Source organism: Streptomyces spongiae (genome assembly GCF_009377185.1).
Taxonomy (GTDB): domain Bacteria; phylum Actinomycetota; class Actinomycetes; order Streptomycetales; family Streptomycetaceae; genus Streptomyces; species Streptomyces spongiae.
The window spans coordinates 1-24,555 of sequence record NZ_VJZC01000092.1 but is presented as its reverse complement, the minus strand read 5'-3'; the positions used below and the strand labels follow the sequence as shown (position 1 = coordinate 24,555).

General features: G+C 71.8%; 22 protein-coding genes and 1 pseudogene. 7 read left to right on the top strand and 16 right to left on the bottom strand.

Going from position 1 to position 24,555, the window contains the following annotated elements:
* Positions 1-2,088: AMP-binding protein (locus tag FNH08_RS15955; protein ID WP_228034154.1), on the bottom strand; the 2,088-nt coding region annotated here is incomplete at its 3' end.
* 196 nt (positions 2,089-2,284) lie between these two features.
* Between FNH08_RS15955 and FNH08_RS15950 the strand changes: the two genes are divergently transcribed.
* Both FNH08_RS15950 and FNH08_RS15945 read left to right on the top strand, forming a co-directional pair.
* Positions 2,285-3,214 carry a PP2C family protein-serine/threonine phosphatase gene (locus FNH08_RS15950; RefSeq protein WP_152772142.1) on the top strand — a complete coding sequence of 310 codons (930 nt, stop codon included), beginning with the start codon at positions 2,285-2,287 and terminating at the stop codon, positions 3,212-3,214.
* On the top strand, positions 3,211-4,230 hold the full coding sequence (locus FNH08_RS15945) for an MASE1 domain-containing protein (protein ID WP_322724603.1): 1,020 nt from the start codon (positions 3,211-3,213) through the stop codon (positions 4,228-4,230). Before FNH08_RS15950 ends, FNH08_RS15945 begins: the two co-directional genes overlap by 4 nt.
* A 43-nt stretch (positions 4,231-4,273) precedes the next feature.
* Here FNH08_RS15945 and FNH08_RS15940 read toward each other — a convergent pair whose 3' ends face one another.
* Positions 4,274-4,735: a DUF7144 family membrane protein gene (locus FNH08_RS15940; RefSeq protein ID WP_152772141.1), complete on the bottom strand. Its 462-nt coding sequence runs from the start codon at positions 4,733-4,735 to the stop codon at positions 4,274-4,276.
* A gap of 38 nt (positions 4,736-4,773) precedes the next feature.
* Positions 4,774-5,259 (bottom strand): SHOCT domain-containing protein, encoded by a 486-nt coding sequence (locus FNH08_RS15935; protein ID WP_152772140.1) that lies wholly within the window; start codon positions 5,257-5,259, stop codon positions 4,774-4,776.
* A 370-nt stretch (positions 5,260-5,629) separates the two neighbouring features.
* On the opposite strand from FNH08_RS15935, the gene FNH08_RS15930 reads away from it, so the two are divergent.
* Together FNH08_RS15930 and FNH08_RS15925 are read left to right on the top strand one after the other, a co-directional pair.
* Entirely contained in the window at positions 5,630-6,262 is a 633-nt protein-coding gene (locus FNH08_RS15930) for a potassium channel family protein (protein WP_152772139.1), read from the top strand.
* Positions 6,259-7,665, top strand: coding sequence for a DUF2252 domain-containing protein (locus tag FNH08_RS15925; protein ID WP_152772138.1), 1,407 nt, complete (start codon positions 6,259-6,261; stop codon positions 7,663-7,665). The genes FNH08_RS15930 and FNH08_RS15925 overlap by 4 nt, the downstream gene beginning before the upstream one ends.
* Positions 7,666-7,699: 34 nt before the next feature.
* On the opposite strand, the gene FNH08_RS15920 is transcribed toward FNH08_RS15925, so the two are convergent.
* The 3 genes from FNH08_RS15920 to FNH08_RS15905 all read right to left on the bottom strand — a co-directional run bounded on the left by FNH08_RS15920 (position 7,700) and on the right by FNH08_RS15905 (position 12,117).
* Positions 7,700-7,897 (bottom strand): hypothetical protein, encoded by a 198-nt coding sequence (locus FNH08_RS15920; protein WP_152772137.1) that lies wholly within the window; start codon positions 7,895-7,897, stop codon positions 7,700-7,702.
* Between the two features lie 181 nt (positions 7,898-8,078).
* On the bottom strand, positions 8,079-10,721 hold the full coding sequence (locus tag FNH08_RS15915) for a LuxR C-terminal-related transcriptional regulator (RefSeq protein ID WP_152772143.1): 2,643 nt from the start codon (positions 10,719-10,721) through the stop codon (positions 8,079-8,081).
* A gap of 364 nt (positions 10,722-11,085) precedes the next feature.
* Entirely contained in the window at positions 11,086-12,117 is a 1,032-nt protein-coding gene (locus FNH08_RS15905) for a medium chain dehydrogenase/reductase family protein (RefSeq protein ID WP_152772136.1), read from the bottom strand.
* Between the two features lie 157 nt (positions 12,118-12,274).
* Here FNH08_RS15905 and FNH08_RS15900 point away from each other — a divergent pair, with 157 nt between their 5' ends.
* Positions 12,275-13,024, top strand: a complete 750-nt coding sequence (locus FNH08_RS15900) for a TetR/AcrR family transcriptional regulator (protein WP_152772135.1) — start codon at positions 12,275-12,277, stop codon at positions 13,022-13,024.
* A 64-nt stretch (positions 13,025-13,088) separates the two neighbouring features.
* Here FNH08_RS15900 and FNH08_RS15895 read toward each other — a convergent pair whose 3' ends face one another.
* The 7 genes from FNH08_RS15895 to FNH08_RS50745 all read right to left on the bottom strand — a co-directional run bounded on the left by FNH08_RS15895 (position 13,089) and on the right by FNH08_RS50745 (position 18,565).
* Positions 13,089-13,664 (bottom strand): AMIN-like domain-containing (lipo)protein, encoded by a 576-nt coding sequence (locus FNH08_RS15895; RefSeq protein WP_152772134.1) that lies wholly within the window; start codon positions 13,662-13,664, stop codon positions 13,089-13,091.
* Positions 13,665-13,762: 98 nt separating this feature from the next.
* Positions 13,763-15,148, bottom strand: coding sequence for an aldehyde dehydrogenase family protein (locus FNH08_RS15890; protein WP_152772133.1), 1,386 nt, complete (start codon positions 15,146-15,148; stop codon positions 13,763-13,765).
* Entirely contained in the window at positions 15,145-15,579 is a 435-nt protein-coding gene (locus tag FNH08_RS15885; RefSeq protein WP_152772132.1) for a cupin domain-containing protein, read from the bottom strand. The genes FNH08_RS15890 and FNH08_RS15885 overlap by 4 nt, the downstream gene beginning before the upstream one ends.
* Positions 15,580-15,607: 28 nt before the next feature.
* Positions 15,608-15,910 (bottom strand): putative quinol monooxygenase, encoded by a 303-nt coding sequence (locus tag FNH08_RS15880; protein WP_152772131.1) that lies wholly within the window; start codon positions 15,908-15,910, stop codon positions 15,608-15,610.
* On the bottom strand, positions 15,907-16,980 hold the full coding sequence (locus FNH08_RS15875; protein WP_152772130.1) for an Ldh family oxidoreductase: 1,074 nt from the start codon (positions 16,978-16,980) through the stop codon (positions 15,907-15,909). Before FNH08_RS15875 ends, FNH08_RS15880 begins: the two co-directional genes overlap by 4 nt.
* A 174-nt stretch (positions 16,981-17,154) precedes the next feature.
* Positions 17,155-17,880: a GntR family transcriptional regulator gene (locus FNH08_RS15870; protein ID WP_152772129.1), complete on the bottom strand. Its 726-nt coding sequence runs from the start codon at positions 17,878-17,880 to the stop codon at positions 17,155-17,157.
* Between the two features lie 100 nt (positions 17,881-17,980).
* Entirely contained in the window at positions 17,981-18,565 is a 585-nt protein-coding gene (locus FNH08_RS50745; protein WP_194238496.1) for a TetR/AcrR family transcriptional regulator, read from the bottom strand.
* 174 nt (positions 18,566-18,739) lie between these two features.
* Between FNH08_RS50745 and FNH08_RS15860 the strand changes: the two genes are divergently transcribed.
* Positions 18,740-19,348, top strand: coding sequence for a DUF456 domain-containing protein (locus FNH08_RS15860; protein WP_152772128.1), 609 nt, complete (start codon positions 18,740-18,742; stop codon positions 19,346-19,348).
* A gap of 274 nt (positions 19,349-19,622) precedes the next feature.
* Here the strand turns inward: FNH08_RS15860 and FNH08_RS15855 are convergent, their stop codons facing one another.
* Both FNH08_RS15855 and FNH08_RS15850 read right to left on the bottom strand, forming a co-directional pair.
* Entirely contained in the window at positions 19,623-20,888 is a 1,266-nt protein-coding gene (locus FNH08_RS15855) for a chloride channel protein (protein ID WP_152772127.1), read from the bottom strand.
* Between the two features lie 202 nt (positions 20,889-21,090).
* Positions 21,091-23,052: a glycoside hydrolase family 97 protein gene (locus FNH08_RS15850; protein ID WP_152772126.1), complete on the bottom strand. Its 1,962-nt coding sequence runs from the start codon at positions 23,050-23,052 to the stop codon at positions 21,091-21,093.
* Positions 23,053-23,692: 640 nt separating this feature from the next.
* Between FNH08_RS15850 and FNH08_RS15845 the strand changes: the two genes are divergently transcribed.
* Positions 23,693-24,223 (top strand): CAP domain-containing protein, encoded by a 531-nt coding sequence (locus FNH08_RS15845; protein ID WP_152772125.1) that lies wholly within the window; start codon positions 23,693-23,695, stop codon positions 24,221-24,223.
* 26 nt (positions 24,224-24,249) lie between these two features.
* Here the strand turns inward: FNH08_RS15845 and FNH08_RS50740 are convergent.
* Positions 24,250-24,555, bottom strand: a pseudogene (locus FNH08_RS50740) (hypothetical protein); the annotation flags it as partial.

Here is a 24,555-nt window from a genome sequence, read left to right as displayed (position 1 = left end):
AGCCGGTGCCGGGGCAGCAGCCGGAGCCGGAGCGGGAGCTGGAGCGGGAGCCGGAACCGAAGCCGGTGCCGGGGCAGCAGCCGGAGCCGGAGCCGGAGCCGGAGCCGGGGCGGGAGCCGGAGCCGGGGCAGCAGCCGGAGCCGGAGCGGGAGCCGGAACCGAAGCCGGAGCCGGGGCAGCAGCCGGAGCCGCAGCCGGAGCCGGGGCAGCAGCCGGAGCCGGAGCCGGAGCCGGAGCGTGAGCCGGAACCGAAGCCGGAGCGGCAGCCGGAACCGAAGCCGGGGCAGCAGCCGAAGCCGCAGCCGGAGCCGGGCCCGCAGCCGCAGCCGGGCCCGCAGCCGCAGCCGGGCCCGCAGCCCCAGCCGCAGTCCCGGCCCAGCGGCCTTCGACCGCTGCGTACGCACCGGACTCGAAGCGCGTCCGTAGCACCCCCCGGCGCAGTTTCCCGCTGGTCGTACGGGCGAACGCCCCCGGCGGCAGCGGCAGCACCCGGACGTCGTCGTGTCCGAGTGCCTCACGCAGCCGGGCCGCGGCGGCCCGCAGTACCGGCCCCGCGGTCTCCGGCCGAGGGCGTGCCCACTGCACGAACGCGACGACCCGTTCGCTCCCGCTGTCCGGATCGGTGGAGCCCACGACCGCCGCGGTCCCCGGTGGCAGCCCCGGCGTCGCGGCGACGGTCTCCTCCAGGTCCGGCGCGTGGAACGTACGGCCGTTGACGAAGACCACGTCCTTGTGGCGCCCGGTCACGCACAGCCGTCCGGCCCGCAGGAACCCGAGATCTCCGGTGCGCAGCCAGCCGTCCTCGGTGAAGGCGGCGGCGCTCGCCTCGGGCGCCCGGTGGTAGCCGCGCCCCAACTGGGGCCCACGCACCTCCACATGGCCGACGCGCGAGTCCCCCAGTGACCCCAGGGGCCTCCCGGAACCGTCGGTTATCCGTACCTCGCAGCCCTCCACGGGGTGGCCGAGGTCCATCAACTCCACGGTGTGCGGCCCTGGTTCGCTCTCCACGGCCCGGCCCCCGCTGAGCGCGGCCCGGTCCAGTACGAGTGGTTCGGCGACCTCCCCCAGCGGCGGAACCGTCACGGCGAGCGTGGCCTCGGCCAGTCCGTACACCGGCAGCGGGGCCCGCGCGTCCAGGCCCGCCGGGGCCGTGCGGGCCGTGAACTCCCGCCAGACGCGCGGGGCGATCGGTTCGGCGCCGACGAGCATCAGCCGTACGCAGCTCAGGTCGAGGCCGGCCAGGGCGGCGGGCGGCACCCGCCGCACCGCGAGGGCGAGGGCGAAGTTGGCCGCGGACAGGATCGTCGCGCGGTGCCGCGCCACGGCCTCGAACCACAGGGCGGGACGCTTGGCGAAGGACAGCGGCTCCAGCCGCACCTGCTTCAGGCGCGTCGCCATGGGCACCAGATGCGTGCCGATCAGGCCCATGTCGTGGAAGTACGGCATCCAGGACGCGAGCACGTCGTCGCCGGTCAGCGCCGTCGCGGTCCGTATCTGGCGGAGGTTGGCGAGGACGCCCGCGTGGGTCAGCTCGACGCCCTTGGGGGAGCCGGTGCTTCCGGAGGAGAACTGCAGGAACGCGACGTCGTGCGGCGCGGGCCGCGGCAGTCGCCTGGGCGGACGGCCCTCGCGGAGTTCGTCCAGCCTCAACGCCCGTACCGCCCGTACCGCCCGTACCGTCCGTACCGTCCGTACCGCGCCCTGGATTTCGTCGGCCACGGACGCGGTGGACCCGTCCACGACCACGGGCGGACCGCCGAGGAGTTCCCACACCGGCCCCACCCGGCGTGCCTCGGGAGCGAGCGGCACGGGGACGGCGCCCACCGCCAGCGCGCCCCAGAACATCGGCTGGAAGTCCTCGCCCCGGTCGGCGACCAGGGGCAGTGGGGTTCCGGGCTCGACCCCCGCGGCGATCAGCCCGCCCGCCACGCGCAGTGCCTCGTCCCGGAGCCCGGCGAAGGTGACGGTGTGCTCGCTGCCGTCCCCCCGGACGTGAACGACGGTCTGGCCAGGGGCCTCCCGCGCCGCGTCGAGCAGCACATCCAGCAGAGCCGCCCCGCCGTACACGCCTTCACTTGTCGTGCTCATTGTTCGAACCCTACAAGTTCCGCACCTCGGCAAGGCCCGACGCCCGGCGCGGGGGCGGCGGGGGCAAAGGCCCGGGTTCCTCCTCGGGGCTTTGTCGGGTCCGTATTGATACCGTGAAGTCGTGAAATCAGGCATGTATGGTGCAACTCCGACAGCGCTCGGAGAGTGATGCCATCAGCGCTCGGAGTGTGATGCCATGCCTCGTCGCGGCACCGGTCCATCCAGTGGCGCCCGTGGAACGGGCGGCGCCGGAGACCTGCTGCACACGCTCGGCGATCTCACGGGCCGGATACTGGAGGGGATCAAGCTCCAGCAGGCCCGTGTCGAACTCGCCGCCGCGTTGCAGCGACAGGTCCTCGCCGCCGAGCTGCCGGTGCTGGACGGCCTGCGGGCGGCGGGTCGGTACGCGCCCGCGCGGGCCGGGCTGGACATCGGCGGGGACTGGTACGACGGGTTCCCCATGCCGGACGGTTCCGTGGGGTTCGTGATCGGGGACGTCCAGGGCCACGACGTCGAGGCCGCGGCCCTCATGGGGCAGGTGCGCATCTGTCTGCGCGCCGTCGCGACCGCCACGACGGACCCGGCGGAGGTGCTCGGGCGCACCAACGACCTGCTCGTCTCCATGAACTCCGGGCTCTTCGTGACCTGCTCGTTCCTGCGCTTCGACCCGGTCACGAGCGAGCTCGCCGACGCCCGCGCCGGCCATGTGCCCGCCGTCTGGGCCACGGCCGACGGCCGCGTGGACGTCCTGCTGAACGAAGGCGGTCTGCCGCTGGGCATCCAGGCCGGTGAGCGCTACCCCTCGACCCGCCGCCTGCTGACCGACGTGGGCGCGTTCGTGCTGCTCACCGACGGCGTGGTGGAGGGGCCCGGCTACCCCCTCGACGAGGGGCTCGCCCAGGTGGCGGAACTGGCCGTCGGCGCCTGCCGCAGCGACCCGGACGAGCTGGCCGCGCGGGTGATCAAGGTGGCGGACCTCACCGGCCACAGCGACGACGCCGCGGTCCTCGTCCTCCGTTACGGAGGGCTCCAGCAGCAGCGGCAGGGCGATCAGCAGCAGCGGCAGGGCGATCAGCGGCAGCGGCAGGGCGATCAGCGGCAACAGCAGCGGCAGGGCGAAGGGTGAACGTCGGTACGGTGCGCGGAGACCGGCTCCGGCCGTACGCCGCCGAGGGCCTGCGGCTGGCCGTCGTCGTGGCCGCCTACTACGTCAGCGCGAAACTCGGGCTGGAGCAACAACTGGTTCGGGGGCAGGTCACGCCGTTCTGGCCGCCCACCGGGATCGCCCTCTTCGCCCTGCTGCTGTGGGGCCTGCGCATGTGGCCGGCCATCGCTCTCGGCGCGTTCCTGGTGAACGTGTGGCTCGGACCGTGGATCGGCCCCGTGCTCGCCATCGTGGCCGGCAACACGCTAGCCCCCGTCTGCGCCTATCTCCTGCTGCGGCGGGTGGGGTTCCGACCCGCTCTCGACCGGCTGCAGGACGCCCTGGCGCTGGTCTTCCTCGGGGCCCTGGGCGGGATGCTGATCAGCGCGACGGTTGGCACGGGTGTTCTCGTGGCCGACGGAGCGCTGTCGGCCGACGACTTCTGGCCGACCTGGTCGGTGTGGTGGACGGGTGACGCGATGGGGGTCCTGGTCATCACGCCGTTGCTGCTGGTCGCGCGCGAGGCACGATGGCCACGCGACGTCCCCGTCCTGCGCTGGGTCGAGGCGGTGGCCATGCTGGGCGGTACGGCCGCGGTCACCGCGGTGGCCACCCACACCTTGATCAACCTTCTCTTCCTCGTCGTCCCGTTCCTGATCTGGGCCGCCTTCCGCTTCCAGCTGGCCGTGGCCGCGCCGTGCGTGCTGATCGCCTCCGCGATCGCCATCTCGGCGGGGGCCACCGGGTCGGGCCCGTTCTCCGATCACGACCTCCTCGCCAAGATGGTCATTCTGCAGGCGTTCAACGGCACGGTGTCCCTCACGGCCCTGCTGCTCTCCGCGGTCATCACCGAGCGGAACCGCACCCTTCACGAGATCGAGGGGGTGTGCGACCGCCTGACGGAGGCGCTGGCCCGGCTGGCCCCGGGCGAGACCTTCGACGCGTGGCCCTCCTCCCGCTCGGAGGGCCACGATCATCGGGGGTACGGGGGCTCCTGAACCGGCCGGTCCGGGCGCCGGGCCGGGCGCCGGGCCGGGCGCCTCACACGTGGTGCGGTGTGCGTTCGTACCGTTCGGACTCGTACCCCGCGGAGGCCTCGCGGCCCCTGCCCACGCACAGTGCCCAGATGACGAAGCCCGCGATCGCGATCATCACGACCGACCAGACCGGGTAGTACGGCAGGGAGAGGAAGTTCGCGATGAGGATGAACGCGGCGATGCCCACGCCGACGATGCGTGCCCACGTCGAGTTCTGGAGCAGCCCGAAGCTCACGAGGACGGCGACGATGCCCAGGGAGAGGTGGAGCCAGCCCCAGCCGGTCAGATCGAACTGGAAGACGTAGTTCTGCGTCGTGACGAACACGTCGTCCTCGGCGATTCCCATGACGCCACGGAAGATGGCGAGCACGCCGCCGATCATGAGCATCACGGCCGCGAAGACCGTCAGGCCGCTCGCCCAGTTCTGCCTCGTCGTGTTCGGTTGCCGGGTGTGTGTCGCTGCCATCTTGGTTCCTCGTTTCGTGTCGTCCGGCATTGCGTTGCTCAGCGACCGGAGGTGGGGGTGGAGCCGCCGGCACCGGTGGCATCGGAGTGCGCCGCCGGGCCGTGGCCGGTCAGGACCAGTTCCTTCGCCCTGCGGTACTCCTCGTCCGTGATGTCACCGCGGGCGCGGATCTCGGACAGCCTGGCGAGTTCGTCGACGCTGCTCTTCGTCCCGCCCTTGGTGCCCGCTGTATCCCTGATGTAGCTGTCGAAGGCCTCCTGCTGTGCACGTGCCTGCGCCGTTTCCCGGCGGCCCATGTCCTTGCCGCGGGCGATCACGTAGACGAAGACGCCCAGGAAGGGCAGGACGATGGCGAACACCAGCCATCCCGTCTTCGCCCAGCCGCCCAGGTCGTCGTCACGGAGGATGTCGACGACGACGCGGAAGAGCAGGATGATCCACAGGATCCACAGGAAGAACCAGAGCATCGCCCAGAAGGCGCTCAACAGCGGAAAGTCGTACGCCAGGTACGTCTGCTCGCTCATGTCCGTACTCCGTCCCGGGGTGCTCGGGCGCTCGCCCGGCAGCCCTTCTCTGCCATCCTCAGCGTGCCCACGGCAAGGCCCTGCGGCCTCACCCGGCACGGGTGATCGTGCGGGCCCCTCTGGGGGGTGAGCGGGCTGGTCCGGGGCCCTGTCCGCAGCTTGTCCCGGGCTTGTCCGGCACGCTCCCGGGGCGCCCGGGGCCCGGGCTCACGAGGCCTGGCGCACGGGCAGCAGGGAGGAGCGCTTCCTGGTCGAGGCGCCCACCCGGCGTACCCGCCGGTGGCGCACGGTCCCGGCCCGCCGAGTCACCCCCGACGGGTGATCCGTCCGCGACACGGTGGCAGTGAGGTGGGACCGGGAGGCACATGAGATGAGTGATCCCAGAACTGCCGGGCCGGAGTCGCGTCGGCCGGATCCGTGGGTTCGCCACCGGCGGTGGGTGGTGGGGGCGTGTGTCGTTCGCGCTGTGTTCATTACCGCGGGGCTCGTCACCGCCTACTACCTGTTGCCGCTGGACGAGCACGGCACGGCCGGTGCGTCGGCGCTGCTCGCCTGTGGTCTGTTGGCGGTCCTGGTGGTGTTCTGCTGGGAGGTGCGGGTCATCGTGCGCTCGCCCCACCCGAGGCTGAAGGCCGTGGAGGCCCTGGCCGCCACACTGGCGCTGCTCTTCGTCCTCTTCGCCGGCGCCTACTACGTGCTGGAAAGCTCCACCCCGGGCTCCTTCAGCGAGCCACTGACCAGGACGGACGCCCTGTACTTCACGCTGACCGTCTTCAGCACCGTCGGCTTCGGCGACATCACCGCGCGCTCCCAGACGGGGCGCGTGATGGTGATGTCGCAGATGGTCGTGGGGCTGCTGCTCGTGGCGTTCGCCGCGCGGGTGCTGGCGAGCGCGGTCCAGACGGGGCTGCGCCGCCGGGACCGTGACCCGCCGGCCGAGAAGCCGGCCGGAACCGACACGACGACACGGGACCAGACACCGGACCAGGAGGCCGAGCCATGACCGTACCGAGCGATTTCACGTCCTCCCTGTCACCGTCCGAACGGGCGGCGTACGGCAAGCAGGCGCGCACGCGTGCTCCCCGTTCGAGCCACGGCTCGTTCGAGGCGGACCCGCAGCGGCCCGACCCGATCAAGGTGATCGAGCGTCAGTCGACCACCCGCGTACCGGAGTTGGTGCCGGTCCGCTACGGCCGCATGCTCGAGTCGCCGTTCCGCTTCTACCGCGGCGCGGCCTCGATCATGGCGATGGACCTGGGCCGCGCCCCGAACACCGGGTTGCAGGTACAGCTCTGCGGCGACGCCCACCTGCTGAACTTCCGGCTGCTCGCCTCGCCTGAGCGCCATCTGGTCTTCGACATCAACGACTTCGACGAGACCCTGCCCGGGCCGTTCGAATGGGACGTCAAACGACTGGCGACCAGCTTCGTGACGGCCGGCCGGGAGAACGGCTTCTCGGTCAAGGAACAGACCAACGCCGTACGGACGTGTGTGAAGGCCTACCGCGAGCGCATGCACGACTTCGCCGGCATGCGCACCCTGGACATCTGGTACGCCCAGGACGACATCGACAACATGCGGGAACTGATGGCCTCGTCGATCAGCGGAGAGGCCAGGCGCCGCGCGGCCAAGGCCTCGCAGCAGGCCCGCACGCGCACCCATATGCAGGCCTTCTCGAAGCTCACCCACGTCACGGCCGAGGGCCGGCGCATCGCAGCGGACCCGCCGCTGATCGTCCCCCTCGCGGACCTGCTGGATCCGGCCGAGGACTGGCAGGAGAAGGAACTGCAGACGGTTCTGGAGGGGTACGGGCGGACCCTGCCGTCCGAACGCCGGTACCTGCTGCGTCACTACCGGCTGGTGGACATGGCCCGCAAGGTGGTGGGCGTCGGCAGCGTCGGTACGCGCTGCTGGATCATCCTCATGCTCGGCAGGGACGACGACGACCCGCTCCTGCTGCAGGCCAAGGAGGCCCAGGAGTCCGTGCTGTCCGCCCAGACGGGCGGCGACCGCTGGGACAACCAGGGCCGCCGGGTGGTGTCCGGGCAGCGCCTGATCCAGACGACCAGCGACATCTTCCTGGGCTGGACGCACGCCGTGGGCATCGACGGGCAGGACCGCGACTTCTACGTACGTCAGCTGCGGGACTGGAAGGGCATCGCACGGCCGGACACCATGGACCCGGGCCTGCTCGCCCTCTTCGGCCGGCTGTGCGGGGCGTCCCTGGCCCGGGCCCACGCCCGCTCCGGCGACCCCGTCGCCATCGCCTCCTACCTGGGCGGCAACGACCGCTTCGACCGCGAACTCGCCAAGTTCGCCCAGGCCTACGCCGACCAGAACGAGCGGGACTTCAAGGCGCTGGGGACGGCGGTCCGCTCGGGCCGGGTCACGGCGGAGAGCCTCTGAGCCGCCCCGCGAGATGCGGCAGCTGCCGACCGGGTCACTCCGGCAGCTGCCGCATCTCCACGACGCGCAGCCCCAGCGACTGGCAGCGCGCCAGCAGCCCGTACAGCTGTGCCTCGTCGACGACCGGGCCGAACAGCACGGTCTGACCGGCCATCACCACGTGGCCCAGTTCCGGGAAGGCCTCGGCGAGGGTTTCCGACAGGTGTCCGTCGACGCGGATCTCGTAGCGCATGAGCTGCTCCCGCGGGCGGCCTGGAGACAGGCGGACGGCGTCCTCTCCTGCGATCGTCCGCCGTGGCGCGCCCTCGGGCATCACCCGGTAGAGGTGACTCCGTCTGGCAGCAGAGGTGCCTTATCCGCCGCGGGGGAAGAGTTTCCACAGCTGTGGAAACCGGGACCGGGGGTGCGCGCGCTCACAGCAACCGGAGGTCCCGCGCCCGGCGCACCGCGTCGCTGCGCCGGTTCACCGCCAGCTTCCGGTAGACGCTCTTGAGGTGGGTCTTCACCGTGTTCACCGACACGTAGAGGTCGGCGGCGATCTCCTCCGTCGACATCATCCGGGCCAGCCGCTCCAGAACGTCGCGCTCCCGTCCGCTCAGCTCCGCCGCGACGAGCGGGGCCGGCCGCGTCTCGGGCCGGGGCGGCCCGTCGTGCGGGTCCGGACGGGACGTGAGCCAGCCCGCGGCCAGCTCGTGGAGCGGTGCCGTGGACAGCAGAGGCCGGATCCACGGGCGGGCGTCGAGGAACGGCCGCCGCAGCCGCTCGCGCCGGGCGTCGAGGAGCGCCTGCGCGACGAGCCTGCGGGCGGTGGCCGTGTCCCCCGCCTCCTCCGCGGCCCGGGCCCGCACCAGCGCCGCCCGGACGGTCACCGCCGGACCGGTCCGGCCTCCTGTGCGGACGCCGTCCAGCAGGTCGATCGCCGCCTCGGGACGACCCGCGGCGAGCTGTATCCGCGCGGCCTCCACGGCCCACACGGGCTGGTCGCCGGTCACAGCCCGCAGTGCCTCGGCCGCCCCCTCCGGCCGTCCTTCGGCCAGGTGGGCGGCGGAGACGACCAGCGCCTCGTGGCTCGTCGCCCAGGGGGAGGGCACGGCGGCGGAGACACCCGGGTCCGCCGCTTCGACGGCGGCCTGCGCCTGGCCCCGGACCAGCAGGAGACGAGCCGTGGCGAGGGCCCGCCCCGCCGCCGTCACCGGATCCCGTGTCGCGCGGTGGAGCCGGTCCGTCCTCGTCCCCGTCCCCGTCCTCGTCCCCGTCCCCGTCCTCGTCTCCGTCTCGTCGAGGAGTTCCTGGGCGCGGCGCAGTTCGTCGCGGTCGACGGCCACGGCGGCGAGGACCAGCCGCCCGATGCCGCAGCCGTACGGCACGCACGGCCGGGGCGGGCCGGCCCCCTCCTCCTCGGACACGGCCGCGAGGGCCTTGCGCTCCGCCCTGCCGAGCCAGCCGTTCAGGTAGTCGATCAGCGCCAGGTGCCCCATCGCCTCCTGCCGGGGCAGGACGGTGGAGGCGTCACCAGGAGCGCCGGCCACCCTGGACAGGGCGGCACGCGCGTCCTCGAAGCGCCCGGCCCACAGGCGGGTGGAGCCCAGGTGCGTCAGCAGGAGCGCGGTGAGTTCGGGATGCCTGTCCAGGAGGTGGGCGGGGACCTGCTGCCGCAGCTCGTCGGCGGCCCTGGCGGCCTCCTCGGCCCGTACGGGGGCTCCGGTCAGCCGTGCGGCCAGCGCCTCCAGCAACGTACGGCTCAGGAGAGCGGCGCTGGTCACGCCCGACGCGTCCGCGTTCAGGCACTCCTCGGCGCGGCTCAGACGGGCGAGACCGTGGTCGAGGTCGCACCGGGACAGGTCGCGGGCCGCCCGGACGAGGTCCGCCGCGGGACCCGTGACCTCGGGACCCATCCGGGAGAACAGCTGGTCCAGGTCGTCGGAGGGCAGGCCGGTGAAGAGCTGGCCGATCGCCAGGTCGTCCACGAGGGCACCGGCGGTGAAACCCCAGTCGCCCGCGGCGGCACCCTGGGCGAGGCTCTCCGGCAGGGAACCGTACGAACGCCACCACCGCGCGGCCCGCCGGTGGAGCTCCGGCTCCAGACCGGGCAGGCGTACGCGCAGATGGGCCCGGAGTATCTCCCCGAACAGCGGGTGGAGCCGGTACCACGCGTGCCCGAGGTCCTCGACGAACGCGTTCGCGCGGTGCAGTCCTACGAGCAGGGGCTCGGCGTCGGCCCGCCCGGTCAGCGCGTTCGCCAGATCGGGGCAGAAACGCTTCAGGACGCAGACGCGCAGCAGGAGGTCCTGTGTCTCCTCCGGCTGCCGCTGGAGCACCTCGGCCAGCAGGAAGTCCGCGACCGCGCTCCGGTCCGCCTCGAACTCCTTCAGATAGAGCTCCGGATCGGCGCTCTCCCGGGCGGCCAGCGCGCACAGACGCAGACCGGCGGCCCAGCCCCGGGTGCGGTCCACCAGGGCGCGCGCGGCGGGGACCGGAAGGCTCAGACCGTGCAGGTCCAGCAGCGCGACGGTCTCCTCGGGAGTGAAGGCCAGCTCCGCGGCACGGATCTCCGTCAGCTCTCCGGCCGCCCGGTAGCGGTGCAACGGCAGCAGGGGCTCGGTACGGGTGACGAGGACCAGGCGCATGCCCTGCCCGGCGTGGTGCAGGACGAACTCCAGTTGCTCGGCGATCTCCGGGGCGGGCAGGCGGTCGAACTCGTCGAGCACCACGACCACGGGTTCATCACGACCGCTCAGCTCGGCCGCGACCGCCGCCAGCAGTCCCCGGTCCACCTGTCTGGGGTCCGCGGGGAACCCGGTCTCGTCGGATGCCGGGACACCGCAGGAGCGCAGCGCCCGCAGGACGTACGCCCAGAACACGCCGGGACGCCGGTCCCCCACCTCGACGGTGAGCCAGGCGACCGGCTCCGCCAGGCTCGCGGCCCAGTCGGCGGCCAGCAGGGTCTTGCCCGCGCCGGCCGCCCCGTTGACCAGCGTCAAGGGCGTCCGGAGGGCTTGGTCGAGATGCCGGACGAGCCGTTGCCGCCGCAGAAACGTGCCGGGCCTCGTCGGCAGCGCGAACCGGGTGCGGAGAAAGGGATCGCCGAGAGGATCGGCGTACGGAGCGGTTGGAGCGGTCGGGTCAGCCGGGTCGGTTGGAGGGGGCGGGTCAGTCGGAGCGGTCGGGTCGGTCGGGTCGGTCGGAGCGGTCGGGTCGGTCGGAGCGGTCGGAACAGCCGTAACAGCGGGAACAGCCGCACCAGCCGGAACGGGTGATTCCGGATGCTTCTCGTCGGCCTCGGCCACGGCGCTCACCACCTCCGTCCCTCAAGGTCGGATCATGGGCGCGCTCCCTCCCTCAGCATCCCAGCCTTCCCGCACATCCGCGCGACACAGGCACGCGCACCCGTATGACCAGCACGTTTGCCCCTCCCGCGCACTACGGCTTCAGCACGACCTTTCCGGCGACGGTCCCGGACTCGGCCAGCCGCACGGCGTCCGCGACACGGCTGAGCGGCAGTTGGGCGGCGATCCGGGCGGTGACGTCACCGCGCTGGAAGGCGGCGAAGACCTGGGTGAGGTCGGCGTTCAGCCGGGCCCGGAACCGGTTCCTGGCCAGGGAGCGCCCGGCCCAGAGGTTGAAGAAGTAGGCGCGGCGGCCGTTGGGCAGGCTGTTCCACAGCCACACCCGGCCGAGCAGCTTCAGCACGGGCCACTGCTTGGAGCCCTCGTCGTCCCGGGTGGAGGCGCTGCCGTAGGAGACGAGCGTGCCGCCGGGCGCGAGGAGCCGCCAGGAGTCGACGATGCCGCGGCCGCCGACGTGGTCGAAGACGGTGTCCACCCCATCGGGGGCGAGCTCGCGGATCCGCGCGGCGACGTCTCCGGTGCGGTAGTCGACGGGGAGGACGCCCTGTTCCCGCAGGACGTCGTGGTGGCGTGCGGACGCGGTGCCGATGACCTTCACGCCGGCCGCCCGCGCCAGCTGTACCAGTACCGAGCCGACACCGCCGTTGGCGCCGAGCACCACGATGGTCTGCCCCGCGCGGACCCGTGCCGTGCGGTGCAGCATCTGCCAGGCGGTGATGCCGTTGACCACCAGGGTCTCCGCCTCCGCGGCGCCGATCCCGTCGGGTACCGGCACCGCGTCCGCCGCGTCGACGACCAGGTGGCTGGCCCAGCCGCCGACCTTGACCAGCGCGGCCACCCGGGTGCCCGCCAGGCCCGGCTCGACGTCCTCGCCCACCGTCTCCACCGTGCCGACCAGGTCGTAGCCCGGCACGAACGGGAACGGCGGCTGGTCGTAGTAACGGCCGCGGCGCATCTGCTGCTCGGCGAAGGAGACCCCGGTCGCCTCCATCCGGATCACGACCTGGCCCGGGCCCGCGACGGGGACGGCTCCGTGCCGGATCCGCAGCCCTTCCGGCTCCACCTTGCCCGGCAGGACGACCTCGACGAGTCCTTCGGCGCCCATGGCGACCTCCATGCGTTCCGTGTGGGTGTTGAGTTACTGGCCTTCGTGTTCGTTAGAAGTTGTAACTCGACGACATGGAGAGTGTCAATAACTTGAGTGATAGCCTCTAACTGAAACGTGTGGGTGTAGTCGTACGGGCGCGGAGGGGCGGCAGACCATGGCGGACACGGACACGGACGCGGGCAGCACCGACACGGGCGGTACGGACACGGGCAGTACGGACGCGGGCGCCGGAGCGAAGACGCCGCGGGAGCGCTACCGCACGCAGGTGCGTGCCGAGATCAAGGAACGCGCGTGGGAGCAGATCGCCACCGCGGGCGCGTCCGCGCTGTCCCTCAACGCGATCGCCAAGCGGATGGGCATGAGCGGACCCGCGCTCTACCGGTACTACGCCGGTCGCGACGAGCTGATCACCGAGCTGATCAGGGACGCGTACCGAAGCCTCGCCGACACCTTCCGCGCGGCCTCCGCCTCCGCCTCCGGTGCCGACCTGGCCGCGCTGGCGCACGCCCTGCGCGGATGGGCTCTGGAGGACCCCCAGCGGTACTTCCTGATCTACGGGACACCGGTCCCGGGCTACCACGCACCCGACGACGTCACCGCCATCGCGTCCGAGATCATGGCGACCCTGCTCGACGCCTGCGCCGCGATGCCCTCCGGCAGTGGCAGCGGCGGCGACAGCCCCGAGACGAGTACGGCGACGGAGTTCGGCGCGCACATCGAGGACCTCGGCCGGCAGTGGGCGGCCGGACACCCCGCCCCGCCGGCGGCCCTCCAGCGGGCCCTGACGTTCTGGACCCGGCTGCACGGCGTCCTGTCGCTGGAACTCGCGGGCCACTTCACCGGGATGGGCTTCGATCCCGCGCTGCTCTTCGCGGCCGAACTGGACGATGTGCGGGCCCGCTGAACCGCGCGACCGGCCGACCGGCCGACCGGCCCTCAGGCCGCAGTGGACCCGAGGGCCGGCAGGATCAGCGGGTGGCCGTCCAGCTGTGGGCCACGTCGATCACCAGGCGGTCGGGCAACTGGATCACCCGGAACGGCAGTCGGGCACGGACACCGAGACCGACCTGCGTGGCACCCTCGAAGCTGCCGGCGAACCGGGTGTCCCTGAAGGTGCTGTATCCGCTGACGTTCACACCGGGGAGGGTGCGGCCCACCCGTCCCGGGTACGTGGGCGCGCCGGTCTCCGGGGCGTAACTGGGCGCCCCGACACGGACTTCGAGCACGGCCCCGCCGCCGACCGGGATGTAGTCACCGGAACCGTCCTGGTGGAGCCGGTCGACGTACCGGACGTAGTAGCCGACGGTGCCGCCGCCGGGCACGTCGACCACCATGCGGTCGAAGCAGTCGTGCCGCCCCGTCCTGATGTTGTTCAGTGGCACCGCACCGGCGGTGGCACCGCCCTTGGCGCCGCTGCCCCAGCCCGTCGGGCAGGCCGCGGCCCGTGTCGCGGTCGCCGGCGCGGCGCTCGCGGTGCTCGCCGCGACCCCCAGCCCGGTGCCCGCGAGGACAAGTGCCGCCACTGCCGCTCCGATTCGTCGCATCGTTCCCCCCTTGATCGGATAACCCTTTGGCCGTATAGACCTGATACGTTATGAGACCTACGGATATGCCGGAAGGTTGCATACCGACTTTCCCGAGATCAGGTACCCACCCAGTACGTGCGGATGTTGGTGAACTCGCGGATTCCCGCGGTGGCCAGTTCCCGCCCGTGTCCGCTGCGTTTGGTGCCGCCGAAGGGCAGCCGGGGATCGGAGGCGACGACGGCGTTGACGAAGGCCGCGCCGCTCGTGACACGGCGGGCGAGGGCGACGCCCCGGCCAGGGTCGCCCGTCCACACACTGAGGCCGAGCCCGTACGCGGTGGCGTTCGCGAGCCGTACGGCGTCCTCGTCGTCCCGGGCGACCGTGAGGGCGGCGAGCGGCCCGAAGGTCTCCTCGTCGAAGGCGGGCATACCGGGGCCGGTGTCCGCCAGGACGGTCGGCCGGTAGAAGTAGCCCTCGCCGGGCAGCGGTTCGCCTCCGGTCAGCAGACGGGCCCCGGCCGCCACGGACTCCTCGACCTGCCGCCGCAGCGCCGCGCGCAGGTCGTCGCGGGCGAGCGGACCGACCTGGGTGTCCCGCGCGCGGGGGTCGCCCACACGCAGCTTCTCCACCCCGGCCACGAACGCCTCGGTGAAGGCGTCGGCAACCGGGGCGCCGACGACGAACCGCTTGGCGCACACGCAGCTCTGCCCGGAGTTGGCGAACCGCGCCCGCACCGCGGCGGCCGCCGCCGCTTCGACGTCGGCGTCGTCGAGGACCACGAAGGCGTCCGAACCGCCCAGTTCCAGAACGGACTTCTTCGCCGCCCGCCCGGCCGCCGCGCCGACGGCCGCGCCCGCCCGGTTGCTTCCGGTGAGGGTGACGGCGGCGACGCGGTCGTCCTCGACGATCCGGGCGGTGACCTCGGGCACGTCGGCGTCGGCGACCACGAGCGCGGTCACCAGGTGCTCGGGGAAACCGGCTTCGACGAAGAGGTCCCGCAGGGCGAGCGCGCTGCCCGTGACATTGGACGCGTGCTTGAGCAGGACGCCGTTGCCCGCCACCAGCGAGGGGACGGCGAAGCGCATGACCTGCCAGACGGGGAAGTTCCACGGCATGACCGCCAGTACCAGCCCGGCCGGTTCGTACGCCACCCAGGCCCGCGCCCCCTCGACCTCGACATGCTCGTCGGCGAGGATGCCGGGCCCCTGACGCGCGTAGTACTCGGCCGTCACCGCCGACTTCTCGACCTCTCCCTCGGCTTCCCCCACCGGCTTGCCCATCTCCGCGACGGCCAGGGTGGCGAGGTGTTCCTTGTGCTCGCGCAGGGTGCGGGCGAGACGGCCGGCGAGGGCCGCCCGCTCGGTGACCGGGACCAGCGCCCAGGCGCGGCTCGCGGCGTGCGCCCGGGCCACGGCGGTCTCGACGCGGTCCGCGTCCCAGCCGTCGTACGTGGCGATCGGCTCGCCCGTCGCAGGGTTGACGGTTCGGATGACGCCGCTCATGAGGTGGGTGCCCCTCCCTTGTCGTGCTCGGAGAGGTGCTCGAAGGTCTCGCCGGTGGCGGTGATGGTGCGGGTGACGTCACGGCCGCCGTACACCCAGTAGATCCGCATGACGCCCTCGCCGCGGTTGAGGAACCGGTGCGGGACGCCCGCCGGGACCCAGGTGGCCTGACCGGGCCGCAGGTCGAAGAGCTCGCCGTCGATCTCCGCGGTCGCCTCCCCTTCGAGGATCAGCACCGACTCCTCGACGTTGTGGCTGTGCAGGGGCAGGCCGGTGCCGGGCTGGAAGACGGTCTGGCCGGTGGTGATGAGGGACTGCTCGGAGTTCCACTTGCCGACGTAGGGGAGGGTGGCGACACCTCCTCCGCGGTCGAAGCGCTCGACCTCGTCGGGGTGGATCAGCAGGTTCGGCTCAGCGGGCTTCGGGCACATGAGCGGCTCCGTTCAGGAGTTCAGGAGTTCAGGAGTGGTGGTACAGGCGGTGGGAGAGGGTGTTGACCTGGCTGCCGGGCACGACGTACTTCGCGGCGGCCTCGCGCCAGACCCTGAAGTGGGGTGCGGCGCGGTGGGCCTCGACCGCGGCCTCGTCGTCGTAGATCTCGTGGAAGACGAAGTGGTGGTCGTCCTCCAGGTCGCAGACGACGTCGAAGTAGCGGCAGCCGGGCTCGTCGGTGAAGGAGCGCTCGGCGTTCTCCTCGATGGCCTTGAGGAAGGCGTCCCGGCGGCCGGGGACGACCTGGAGGGACACGGTCAGCGCGATCATGCGGGGAACTCCTCGGGAGTGCTGGTCGGGGTGGGCAGGGGTACGGCGGTGGTGCCGGCGACGCGCGCCAGGGCGGCCCAGGTGTCGTCGGCGATCGTGATGCCCTCGGCGCGCAGGCGCTCGGCCGTGCGGACCTCCGGCTCGCCCGGGACGAAGACCTCCGCCGTGCCGGAGGCGGTGGGGGTGGACTTCGTCTCCTCGATCAGGGCCTCCATCCGCCGTTCGAACTCGGCCGGTTCGGCCATCGACCGGATGTCGACGCAGATCAGCAGGTGGCCGACCCCGCTGCGGCCGGTGGGCTCGTAGGGGCCGACGACGGCGGAGCCGAAGGCGCTGCCGGTCAGCACACCCGCCAGCACGTCGAACATGAAGGAGATGGCGTAGCCCTTGTGGCCGGCCATGGGCAGGATGAGGCCCTCGATCGCGCGGCGCGGATCGGTCGTCGGCACACCGTCGGCGTCGGCCGCCCAGCCCTCCGGGATCGGCTCGCCGCGCTCGCGGGCGTGATAGATCTTGCCGCGCGCGACGGCGGTGTTGGCGATGTCCATCACGACCGTGCCGTGGCGGCCGCCCGGTGCGGCGATCGACCACGGGTTGGTGCCGACGCGCTTCTCCCGGCCGCCCCACGGGGCCATCGCGGGACTGGCGTTGGTGGCCAGCAGGGCGACACAGCCCTGCTCGGCCGCCTTGCGCGTGAAGTAGGCGGCCGTACCGAAGTGACCGGAGTTGCGTACGGCGACCGCGCTGATGCCGTGCCGCCGGGCGCGCTCGACGCCCTGGGCGACCGCACGGTCGGCGAGCACTTGGCCCAGGCCGTCGCGGCCGTCCACGACGAGTACGGCGCCGTTGTCGCTGACGGTCGCGGGAGCGGCGACCGAGGTGGTCGCTCCGCTCGCGAGCCGGGAGAGGTACCAGGGCAGCCGCAGCATCCCGTGGGAGGCGTGCCCCCACAACTCCGCGACGACCAGGGTGTCCGCGAGAACGTGGGCGTCCGCGGGCGGGACCCCGTAGGTCTCGGTGGCCGCGGTGGCGAACCGGAGCAGGTCGGCGGCGGCGACGGTGTACGGCATCGGAGCGTCCTTCATGTCGAACCCGGACTGCAGGCAACCACTCTGTATCCATTCCTGTATACATCAAGGGGGGTGGGTGCGTCACGGCCGGGAACAGGGCGGCTCGCGGCCGTGGCAGCTGGGGGTGGTGGCGGTTATGGCTGCGAGGGGCGCTGACGGCTACAGGGCTGACGGCTACAGGGCGGTGTCCAGGTGCACTTCCGCACCGATCACGAAGTCCTGGCTCGTCAGACTCTCGATCAGTGCCTGGAGGGTCTGCGCCAGATGGTGGCGGCAGGCCGCCTCGGCCGCCTCGACGTCCCCGTTCGTGATCGCCTTGAGCATCGCGCGGTGCTCCTCCAGGGAGGTCAGCATCCGGCGCGGTCCGCTGTGGGACAGGTGCCGCAGCCGCACGGTCTGGCTCCGCAGGTCGCGGATCGTGCGTGCCAGGTACGGATTGCGGCACGCCGCGACGACGGCCTGGTCGAAGTCCTCGCTCACCTCGTAGAAGTCGTGGTACGACCGCGCCTGCGCGGCGGCGTCCCGGAGCCGGAACGACTCCTCGAACTCCTCCAGCCGCGCCAGCAGTTCACGGAAGGGCACCAGTACCCGCTCGTCCGCCGCCCCCACGGCCGTCACCATGGCGGCCGCCCGGGGCTCCAGCATCATCCGGAACTCGAACAGCGCCCGCACCCCGCCCAGCGAGATGGCGGCGACCCGCGCCACCTCGCCCGGCACGAAGTCGACCAGCCCCTCCCGGGCGAGCCGCCGGATGGCCTCACGGACGGGAGTGCGCGAGGCGTCGAGCCGCTCGCCGAGCTGCACCTCGCTCAACTTGGCCCCCGGCCGCAGGCGCAACGACTCGATGTCGCCCTTCAGTCGCTCGTACACCGCTTCGCTCTTGCCCGTGGCCCGGACCATGGCACTCCTCGCCGATCACGCCGTACAGCCGATCATGCCGTACACCCGCCTGTATACAGGGTACGGCGTCCGAGTGACACCGACGGGCCGGCGTCGGCTGTCACGCGTTCGGCAGCCAGGGCGCCAGTGCGGCGTCGACCGTGCGGACGACGATGTCCTCGTCCAGCCGTACGCCGAGCATGAACCGCTGGAACAGCAGCGGTCCGAGGATGCGGGAGACCAGTTCCCTGGCGTGTTCCTCGATGCCGGGGCGGAGTTCACCGCGTTCGACGGCGGCCGTGAGCATGCCGGTCAGGTGCTCGTCGGCGCGGCCGAACATCTCCTCGCGGATACGCCGTACGCCCTCGTCCCGCTCCGACCGTTCGATGACGGTGGCGATGACCGACGCGGAGACCGGCTGGTTGAGCCAGGCGGCCTGTTCTGCCAGATGGGCCACGAACTGGTCGCGGACCGGGCCGTCGCCGAGCGTCAGCAGCGGGCGGGCGTCGGTGGCCAGCGCGTCGAGCAGCAGGGACTGCAGGTCCGGCCAGTGCCGGTAGACGGTGGCCCGGCCCACACCCGCCCGCTCGGCGACGGCTGCGTGGGTCACGCGCTCCGGTCCGCCTTCGACGAGGAGTTCGGTGGCAGCGGCCAGGCAGGCGGCGCGGCTGCGGCGGGCGCGGGGGTCGTCGCTCGACGGGGACATCGGGGGCACCTCTCTTACGGGATCTCGCGGGATCTCACGGGCCCTCACGGGATCGCGGGATCCCGCGGGACGCACGGGAAAGTTCTGAGACACCTTGACTCACAACTTCTCTTCGATACATACTGTCTCACAGATGAAGCCCCAGGAAGTCCAGGAAGCCCAAGGAGGCATCCCATGTCCGTGCCCATGAACGAGAACGCCGTCGCCCTCCGTTTCACCGACCGGGCCACCGCCTACCAGGCGCTCAGCGAGCTCAAGCACCTCTCCTCGGCCACCACGGACATCCGGGCCGCCGTCCTGGTCGAGCGCCTCGACGACGGCACCGTCCGCGTCCCCGAGGGCATGGAGACCCTGGCGGGCAGGAAAACGGCGGTCGGCGGTCTCGTCGGCTCCCTGGTGGGCATTCTCGGCGGCCCCCTCGGCGTGCTGATGGGCTGGAGCGTCGGGGCTCTGATCGGCGGCGGCCACGACTACCGGCGGGCGGCGGCGGCCACCGGCACCGTCGGCCTCTTCGCCCAGCACGTGGCGCCCAACGGCACGGCCATCCTCGCCGAGGTCAGGGAGAGCGACACCCAGGCCCTGGACCTCCTCGCCATGCGCTACGACGCCGTTCTCGAGCGCCGCCCGGCCGACTCCGTACGGGTCGAACTGAAGGCGATGGAGGAGGCCGCCGACCGGATCAGGAAGGAGGAGTCGAAGGAGAAGCGCGACCGCAAGCGCGCCGAGACCGAGAAGAAGATCAAGGAAGGCGTCGCGACGCTGAAGCAGAAGATCGCCGCGTAGAGCCTCCGGCGAACCCCACAGACGCGGGGCACACTCCCCCTATGCCCCGCAAGGTGAGGGCGGGCCACCGGGCCCGCCCTCACCGCTTGTCCGGCGGCGCGGCGCGGTGTGGCGTGACGGGGCGGAGGGTGCGTTGTGACGCAGGGGCGCGCCCGTGCTTTTAAGGGGCGCGGGGCTGTGTCGATATGCGGCTCCGCCGCGTGGGCGCGACAAGCCACGACGAACCCGCAGCTGCCCATCAGCAGGAACCCGGCAGACGAGACCGCAAAACCACTCAGGGCATCCGCGGCCCCTGCGGCAACAGCTGCGTCAGGACGAAGGACACCACCGACGCCAGCACCACGACCGCGACCGTGTCCACGTTGCCCAGCAGCAGAACGACCAGCACCACACTGCTCACGGGCAGCCGCAGGGCCGCGGTCACCGACGCCGCCATCCCGGCCGCCATGGCCGGGACCAGCCCGAAGCCGGGGAGCGGCGCGAGCAGGGCTCCGGCCGCACCCCCCAGGAACAACGCGGGGAAGATGGGCCCGCCCCGCATGCTGCCGAGACAGAGCGAGTACGCGAGGGACTTGAATGCCAGCACCGCGACCAGGGCGCCCACCGACCAGGCGTGCGGGTCCTGGGCCAGCACACTCAGGGTGGCCTGCCCGGACAGGGCGGCCTCGGACGGCGACCGCCCGGTGGCGACGGCGTACAGCGCGATGCAGCAGCCCGTGCCGACCGCGCAGACGACGGTGTTCCGTACCGTCCGCGAGGCCGTCCGCGAGGACACGAAGCGGGCCGCGTGCCGTCCGCCCACGAAGACTCCGTGGATCAGCAGCGCCAGGGCCGGCGCCAGCAGCAGCGACCACAGCACGTCCCCGATGTCGAGCGCCGGCGCCTTGGGAAGACCGATGCGCAGACTGCCGGTGTGCAGACCGGTCCAGCTGCCGAACCCGGTGAACACCAGGGCCCCGATTCCGCTGGACAGCAGGGCGGGCAGCATCACCGCGAAGAGCTGCGGCCCACCCACTCCCGCCACCTCCATCAGCAGCACCGCGCCGACCACCGGGTTCCCGAAGAGCACCGAGATGGCCGACGCCGAGCCGGCCGCGCCGAGCAGCGCCGCGCCCGCCTCGTTCTCGGGCGCCCGCACGAGGCTCGCGAACAGCAGGGCGAGACCGCCGCCCAGGGCGATCAGCGGCGCCTCGGGACCCAGGACGACGCCGAGCGGCAGACCGGACAGGGCGGCGACGACCACACCGGGCAGCGCGGCCTTGGTCATCCCGCCCGGATGCAGTCCGCCCGCCGGGATGTGACCGCCCCGTCCGGGGAGCCGCGCGACGGCCAGGCCGACGACCACCCCGGCCACCAGCAGCAGGGGGAGCGGCCACCACCAGGGAGCCTGGTCCCAGCCCAGGTCGCGGGGCCAGTCCGTCCAGATCAGCTCTTCCAACTCCTCGACGGCCACGAGGAACCAGAACGCGATCAGTGACACCGGGATGCCGATCAGCCCGCAGAACACCAGCGCCTTGAGGTACTCGGGCCGGTGCAGCATCTCCCGCAGCTGGTCGGCCTCCCTCGGCTGGCTCGCCGGCCCGGACGCGGCGGCCTCCGACTTCGTCCCGGCGATGAGGACCTCCTGGACTCGGCGGCTCGGTGGCTCGGCGATTAGGAACCCGATGGCCTACAACGGGACGAGGCTATCTATTTCACCCCAAATCATCCGTCACCACGCCGCACCCGTCATCGGCCCGTCGTCAGCTCGGCTTCAGGACGACCGCCTGGCCACCCGCCGCGGCCATGGCCACCTCCAGCGTGGTCTCCGAGGTGACGGTCAGGGTGCTGACCACGACCGGGGTCCGGTACGGGCTGCTGTCCGGGGTGCCGTCGGCGTAGACGGTGGCGGTGTAGGACGTGTCGTCGTCCAGGAACGACAGCGGGAGGGACAGCGTCCGGGCCGTCTCGTTGGTCATCGCGCCGAGGTACCAGGTCCGGCCGCCTCGACGGGCGACCGCCACGTACTCGCCGATGGAGCCCGCGAGGGTCCTGCTCTCGTCCCAGGTCGTGGGTACGGCGTTGAACCAGGGCAGCCCGGGCCAGCTCGCGGGGTTGGCGTACTTGGACGGCTTGTCGTACCAGAAGAGGAAGTTGAGGGGCTGGTAGTACACCGCGGCCATCGCCATCTGGTGGGCGTTGGTCGTCTTGTTGCGGGACTGGCCGTAGCAGATCGTGTAGTCCATCGGGCCGCCGATGTTGCGGGCGAAGGGCAGCGTCACGTTGTGGGTGGCGGTCGGGAACTGCTCGTTGCCCCGTACGCCTTCCAGGCTGACGTAGTTCGGGTACGTGCGCTCGTAGCCGAACGGCCGGACGTCGTCGTGCATGTCGATCAGCAGCTGGTACTCGGCGGCCGTCCGCGCCCAGTCGGTGATCTGGTTCGTCATCGACTGGGTGCCGTCGTTGATGAAGCCGAGCTTGATGCCCGCGACACCCCAGCTCTTGTAAAGGCCGAACAGTGAGTCCGCGTCCGTCAGCGCGAGCCGGTTGACGTAGAGGAAGACACCGATGCCCTTCTCGGTGGCGTACGAGATGACCGACGGCAGGTCGATGGCGGCGATCGGGGCCGTCGCGTCGGGAGTGCTGAACTCGGGCCCGTACCAGCCAGCGTCGTACTCGACGTACTGCAGGCCGCGCGCCACGGCGAAGTCGACGCCCGCGAGACCGGCCGCTGTGGAGAGCTCGCAGCGGAAGACCTTGCCCGGCTTGATCCAGGAGGTGTCGGTGAGGGCGTTCTCCGGGGCCAGGTTGAGGACCAGCTCGGCGTTGTCGACCAGTTCGGCGTGCGTGGACCCGATCACCACCGCGCGCCAGGGCGTGGCGAACGGGGTGGTGACGGTGGTGGTCGTCTCGACCGGGCCGGTGCCGCGGGCGGTGTGCTCCATCAGGAAGGCGGAGAGGGTGCCCGACTGCCCCGGGACCGAACTCAGCATCAGACGGGGGAAGTCCAGCCGGGAGGACTCGCAGACACAGGCGATGGACCCGTTCGCGAGGGTGGCGGTGAGCGGCAGGTCGGTCAGGGGGCCCTGGTCCGTGCTCGACGTGCCGGTGGACGGGATGGCATCGGGGGCCACCGGCGAGTAACCGTTTTCGTCGCGTGCGCTGTAGACGGTGGTGCCGTCGGGGAAGACGAACGTCGTCAGCTCGTCGGAGACGGTGGCGGTCCGGTTGCCCTTCGCGCCGAGCAGGACGTAGCGCAGGGCGACCCCGCTCTTGTAGGCGCGGATCTGGACGCCGAAACGGATGCCCGAGGCGGTGTCCTGGAGGAGCCAGCGCTGTTCCTGGTAGTGGTCCGTGACGCGCGCGTTGCGCCCGTACACCGGGGTCCAGGTGTCGTGGCCGGTGCGGCGGCGGCTGTCGATCACCGTCACGCTGTCGCCGAGGCTGGTCCCGTCGCTCAGCCGGATGCCCAGGGCCGAAGTGCCGATCACCGTCCTGCCGTCGCGGGTCGCGGACCACCGTAGGGCCCCGTCCACCACCGACATCGTGATGGCCGTGCCGCCCATGCGCGCGGTGACGCCGACCTGGCCGTGCCCCGCGTAGGCCGGCCGCGTGGCGCCCAGCCCCACCGCCACCGTCCCGACACCGACGGCCGCGCCCTTGAGGATCCCCCGACGGGACAGTGCCCGGTCTTCCTGGTCTTCCTGGTCTTCCGAAGTTCTCATCGCGCAGGGCCTCTCCGCTGAGACGGTGACAACATGTAGTAACCGTTTTCTGGAGAGATTTGTACGTGCCGACGAGAGGCGGGTCAAGAGCCCGTCGCGACCCGATCCGTGCGGCCTGCCGGGCTGAGCCCGCCGCGGCTCGCTCGATCAGATCCGCGGCGCATTTCGTATGCGAGGGAATTCCCGCCCTTGTCCCGGGTGTGCATCCCGCCTCGGTGTTGACTCCGTTATTCCAGGTCAACCCGCAGTATAGGGAAGGGCGAGAGGCAGGCCGTGCGGAAAAGTCACGGTCGCCCGAAATCCGGCAACCCGGCAACCCAGCAACCGGGAAACCCAGCGACCCCGCAATCCCGAAAGCCCGGAAATCGGGAGTTTCGTAGCGTTCACGGTCGCCTTGGTGGTGGCCATCAGCCTTGCCCCGCAAGGGACTTCGCGACCCTCCGGAACGCGATGGAATATCCCGGGACGGACATTGCGCCCCCGTGCTCCGGATTCGGTCCACAAGGCGCCGAACTCCCAAAGTCCTATGGGATACATCACGGGAGAACTCTCAACGACCGGGCCGCGCGGCACGTATATGCCGAACGGCGCGACCATTCGCGTCAGGAAACCTGGACGTACGGAGTAAGTGAGGTACCGCATGAGGAACCAGCAGAGCACGTTTCGCCGGGCGTTAGCCGTGGTCGCCGTCACCGTGGCCGCCACCGGCATGCCCGCTGTCGCCATGGCCGCGACGCCCACGGCCTCGACGCCGACCGCATCGACGCCGACCGCCTCGACGACCGCCGCGTCGGCCGACGAACTCACGACCCTCGTCACGCTCGTCAACGAGGAGCGGGCCAAGGCCGGGTGTGCGGCGGTGACCGTGAACGAGAAGCTCACCAAGGCCGCCCAGGACCACAGCCAGGACATGGCCGACCACGGGACCCTGTCACACACCGGCTCCGACGGATCGTCCTTCACCGACCGGTACGAACGCGTCGGCTACTCCTGGAGCACCGGCGGCGAGAACATAGCCGCGGGCTACACCACTCCCGAGAGCGTCATGGCCGGCTGGATGGCCAGCAGCGGCCACAAGGCGAACATCCTGAACTGCGCGTTCGAGGAGATCGGTGTCGGCCTCGCCCAGTCCGGCAACTACTGGACGCAGGACTTCGGAACGGCCCGCTAGAGGCTTTACCGGACACCGCGGAAAGGTCAGCGCCGCAGCCCGGGCGCGGAGCCCGGGGTCCGCGTGGCGTGCAGGTGGCTGAGCGTCACGAAGTGGTGGCCGCGTTCGGTGAGGGTGCGCAGGATCTCGGGGACGGCCTCGACCGAGGTGGGGTGGATGTCGTGCAGGAGGATGACGTCGTCGCGGCGGGTGTTCGCGATCACGTACTGGGCGACGCGGGAGGCGTCGAAGTACTTCCAGTCCTCGGGGTCCACGTCCCACATGACGGGCGTGAGGGTGATGGCGGACCGGACCTTGTCGTCGATCCTTCCGTAGGGCGGGCGGAAGAGGGT